At 72.2% G+C, this 4,432-nt stretch carries 4 protein-coding genes; 1 reads left to right on the top strand and 3 read right to left on the bottom strand.

From position 1 onward, the window contains the following. Positions 1 to 358 precede the first annotated feature (358 nt). Positions 359 to 1,267: a hypothetical protein gene (locus ABZ749_RS30120; RefSeq protein WP_357233714.1), complete on the top strand. Its 909-nt coding sequence runs from the start codon at positions 359 to 361 to the stop codon at positions 1,265 to 1,267. A 118-nt stretch (positions 1,268 to 1,385) separates the two neighbouring features. Here ABZ749_RS30120 and ABZ749_RS30115 read toward each other — a convergent pair whose 3' ends face one another. The 3 genes from ABZ749_RS30115 to ABZ749_RS30105 are packed head-to-tail and all read right to left on the bottom strand — an operon-like array spanning position 1,386 to position 4,343. Continuing rightward, complete coding sequence (locus tag ABZ749_RS30115; protein WP_357208448.1) at positions 1,386 to 2,333, bottom strand: iron-siderophore ABC transporter substrate-binding protein; 948 nt, start codon at positions 2,331 to 2,333, stop codon at positions 1,386 to 1,388. Then, complete coding sequence (locus tag ABZ749_RS30110; RefSeq protein WP_357233712.1) at positions 2,333 to 3,256, bottom strand: ABC transporter ATP-binding protein; 924 nt, start codon at positions 3,254 to 3,256, stop codon at positions 2,333 to 2,335. The genes ABZ749_RS30115 and ABZ749_RS30110 overlap by 1 nt, the downstream gene beginning before the upstream one ends. Positions 3,257 to 3,275: 19 nt before the next feature. Beyond that, positions 3,276 to 4,343 (bottom strand): iron ABC transporter permease, encoded by a 1,068-nt coding sequence (locus ABZ749_RS30105; RefSeq protein WP_357233709.1) that lies wholly within the window; start codon positions 4,341 to 4,343, stop codon positions 3,276 to 3,278. Positions 4,344 to 4,432: the final 89 nt, after the last annotated feature.

Below are 4,432 nucleotides of genomic sequence, written 5' to 3'. Positions count from 1 at the left end.
CCACCGCATGCCCACCGACGCCAAGCCCGACCAGATCGAACGATGGCTCTCCGGCGAAGCCGCCGCCTTCCGCGCCATCTGGTCCACCGCCGCCTGACCCACCCCCGACCTCCACGTCCCACCCCCGCACCCCACCCGCTCCCGCGACCCACGTCCGCCTGAGGCCGACGCGCTCCGTGCGCCCGCCCGGCAAGATCGCGCTCGATCCAGGATGTAGTGGCCTCCGCTTCTCGGGAGGCCACTACATCCGTGTTCGAGCGCGATCATGGGGATAACGACGCGCATCGACGCCGGTGTGTTGACTGTAGTTATCCACAGGGGCAGCGTGACGCGAAGAGGTTCGGCCAGTCTGAGGCCCATGCCGAAAGCTCCTCGTCGGCCGCCGCAGTTGCGGGGCCGGGTCTTCCGTGGCTCGACCGCCGTCTCGCGAGGCCTCCTGACCCGCAATGAGCTACGCAGCTCGGCGTGGCGACCGCTCTTCCGCGACGTCTACGCCGATGCCCACATCGCAGTCACCCACACGATCAGATGCACCGCCATCGGACGTTGGCTGGTCCCGCCCGGTGCGGCCATCGCAGGGCGCGCTGCGGCCGGCCTTTACGGATGCGCGAAGCCGAGCGCGAGCGAGCCGGTCGACGTCCTCGTTCCCACCGCCACCCGGATCGGCCCGACCGCCGGCATCCGGGTCCACCACGGAGAGATCGACTCCGGCGACACCGTGGTCCGGGCCGGGGTCACGGTGACCAGCCCAGCGCGTACCTGCTGGGACCTGGCCCGTTGGCTCGATGTGATCGAGGCGGTGGTCGTCATCGACGCCATGCTGGCCAACCGGCTGACGACCACGCCAGCCCTGCGCGAGTACGCGCTGAGCCGGGCCGGTCGACGCGGCTGGCGATCGCTGCTACGCGCGGTCGACCTGGCCGACGCGGGCGCGGAGTCTCCTCAGGAGTCCCGCACCCGGGTCGGGCTGGTGCTCGCCGGCCTGCCGAGGCCGGAGACGCAGTGGGTCGTGGCCGAGCAGGGCCGATTCGTTGCCCGCCTGGACCTGGCCTGGCCGCAGTTCAAGGTCGCGGTGGAGTACGACGGACTCTGGCACGACGATCCTGAGCAGTTCCATCGAGACCGCCAACGCCTCAACCGACTGCTCGGCGGCGACTGGATCGTGCTGCACCTGACCGCCAAGCGCCTCCGAGACGACTTTGGCGGGTTCCTCGCCGAGGTCCGGGCCGCCCTACGGGCACGCTCGAACTCCCCCGGTGAGGGATGATCGCCCTCGAAGATGGATGTAGTGGCCTCCCTACACGGGGAGGCCACTACATCCTGGATCGAGCACGATCATGAGCCGGCGCCCGCGAACGCACGCCTCGCGCGGATGGCGCCGGGGGTCAGGCGGCGGGGAGGTACTTGGTCAGGTCGTCGAGGATCTTGTTGGCGGCGCCGACGCCGATGCCGGTCATCCAGACCTCGTCGGAGACCGGATACGCCTTGCCGGCCTTGACCGCGCCGAGGCCCTTCCACAGCGTCCCGCCGGAGACCTTGGTCTGCTCGGCGGCGGCCTTGTCGCCGTACGCGGTCACGAAGATGACGTCACCGTCGACCTCGTTGATCCGCTCGGGGCTGACCAGGTCGAAGCGCTTGTCCTCCTTGTTGGCGAGCAGCTGCCGCTCGGGGCGGCCCAGGCCGGTGTCGCCGATGACGATGCCGGAGAACGAGTCCGGCCCGTACACCCGGATGTTGCCGGGCAGGAACCGCACGATGGAGACCTTGCGCGCGGCGGCGTCGCCGAGCGTCGCGCCGAAGTCCTTGGCCCGCTTCTCGTACGTGGCGAGCAGATCCTTTGCCTGCTGCTCGCGGCCGAGCGCCTTGCCGTCGAGGAGGAGGTTGTCCTTCCAGGTGATGCCCACCTTGTCGGTGAACACGGTCGGCGCGATGGCGGCCAGCTCGTCGTAGAACTTCTCCTGGCGGAACTTGCTGCCGAGGATGAGGTCCGGCTTCAGCGCGTTGATCGCCTCCAGGTCGGGCTCGGTGAGCACCCCGACCTCCTTGATGCCGGCGAGCTTGTCCGCGCCGAAGTACGTGGGCCAGCTCTTCGCCTCACCGGCGGTGGCCGCACCGACGGGCGTGATGCCCAGCGAGAGCGCCGTGTCGATCTTGTCGGTGTCGAGCACGACGACGCGCTTGGGCTCGGCCGGGACCTTGGTGGTGCCCATGGCATGGGTGATCTCCCGGGTCTCCCCGGTGGTGGAGCCAGCGACCGGGTCGCTCTCACCGCAGGCGGTGAGGCCGGCGCCGAGGGCGACGGCCGCGGCGAGAGCTGCGACGAGACGACGCATCAGAGTCCTTTCGAGGGGTGCGAGCCGGCGAGCGGGTTGGCCGCGTCGCCGGTGGCGGGTCGGGCGTCCGGTACGGACGCCGTCGACGAATCGGGGTCCTTGGCGCCGGCGGACGCGTCGACCGGGTCACCCGGGACCAGAGCGTTGCCTCCGGTGTAGGCGGGCACCACCAGGGGTGCGCCCGTCACCGGGCAGGGCACGACCACGCAGGCCAGCCCGAAGACGTCGCGGACCAGGTCGGCGGTGAGGATCTCCCGGGGCGGGCCGGCGGCGACCACTGCGCCGGCGCGCATGGCGACCAGGTGGTCGGCGTAGCGGGCGGCCTGGTTCAGGTCGTGCAGCACGGCCACCACGGTGCGGCCACGCTCGGAGCGCAGCCGGTGCAGGAGATCCAGCACCTCCACCTGGTGAGCCAGGTCGAGGAAGGTGGTCGGCTCGTCCAGCAGCAGGGCGTCGGTGTCCTGGGCCAGTGTCATGGCGATCCACACCCGTTGCCGCTGACCGCCGGAGAGGCTGTCCACCGGTCGGTCGGCCAGGTCGGTGACGTCGGCGAGGGCCATCGCCTGGTCCACCGCGGCGCCGTCCTCCGACGACCACTGCCGCCACCACCGCTGGTAGGGCTGTCGGCCGCGCCCGACCAGGTCCGCCACAGTGACGCCCTCGGGCACCAGCGGGCTCTGCGGCAGGACGCCGAGGCGGCGGGCGACCTCCCGGGTCGGCAGTTCGCGGATGGCGGTGCCGTCGAGCAGCACGGTGCCTCGGCGGGGGGTGAGCAGCCGGGCCATCGTGCGCAGCAGGGTGGACTTGCCGCACGCGTTGGGTCCGACGATCACGGTGAAGGCGTCGGTGGGCAGGTCGAGGTCGAGCCCGTCGAGCACGGTCCGCTCGTCGTAGCCGGCGACCAGGTCGCGGGTGGAGAGCATCACACGACTCCTTGAGGCGTCACGACGACCGCCGCCGGCCGCGCAGCAGCAGGAAGATCAGGTACGGGCCGCCGATCGCGGCGGTCAGCACACCGGCGGGTAGCTGGGTGGGTGCGAACAGGCGCCGGCCGGCCAGGTCGGCCAGCACCAGCAGGAGGGCGCCGAGCAGCGCCGCGCAGACCAGCGGTGGTCGTTCGGCGCGTACCAGGCGACGGGCCACCTGCGGGGCGACCAGCGCCACGAAGTCGACGGCGCCGACCTGGGCGGTGACCATCGCGGCGACGAGAACACCGGTACCGGCGAGGCCGACCCGGCGGGCCACCGGACGCAGCCCGACTCCCCGGGCGGTGTCGTCGTCCAGGGCGGTGCTGTTCAGCGCCCAGCCGGCCCAGGCCAGCACCGGCAGCAGCACCAGCAGTGTGCCGGCGATCCAGGCGGCCTCGGTCCAGCCCTTGCCGGCCAGGGTGCCGATCAGCCAGATCTGCGCGCGCAGCCCGTCGATCGGGTCGGCGGTGAGCATGACCACCTCGGTGAGCGCCCGGAAGCCGAACGCGACAGCCACCCCGGCGAGCACGAACCGCTGCGCGGCCAGCCCGTGCCGGGCGCCGAGGGCGAACAGCAGCACGGCCGCGAGCAGCCCGCCCACCAGCGCGGTGGGCGCCACCAGCACCGCGGCCATCCCGCTGGTCAGGGCCACTGTCGCGGCGAGACCGGCACCCTGGGTGATGCCGATGACGTCCGGGCTGGCGAGTGGGTTGCGGGCCACGCTCTGGATCAGCGTGCCGGCCACGCCGAAGGCGGCGCCGGCCACGGCCGCCAGCACGACCCGGGGCAGCCGCAGGTCAAAGACCACGAGGTCGTACGGGGTGCCAGCTCCGGAGAGGGCACGCAGCACGTCGGCCGGGGCGACGTACGGGGTGCCCAGCGAGAGGCTGAGCACGACGGCCAGCAGGAGCAGCACGGTCAGCACGGCGGCCACCAGCACCGCGCGTCGGCGGATCAGCAGGCTGACCGGGCCGATCCGCAGCAGCGACCGCCCCGCAAGCCGGGCCTGCCCGGCCGGCTCGGCGAGCCCGATCGGGGACACCGCGCTCCTGGAGAAGGCTGCGGCGGAAGCCGACGCGGTGGTGCACACCGCAGTCGACTATTTCGGTGGCGAGGACGCGATCAGGGCAG

The organism is Micromonospora sp. NPDC047753, from assembly GCF_040642735.1.
Taxonomy (GTDB): domain Bacteria; phylum Actinomycetota; class Actinomycetes; order Mycobacteriales; family Micromonosporaceae; genus Micromonospora.
This window is presented reverse-complemented; position numbering and strand designations above follow the sequence as displayed.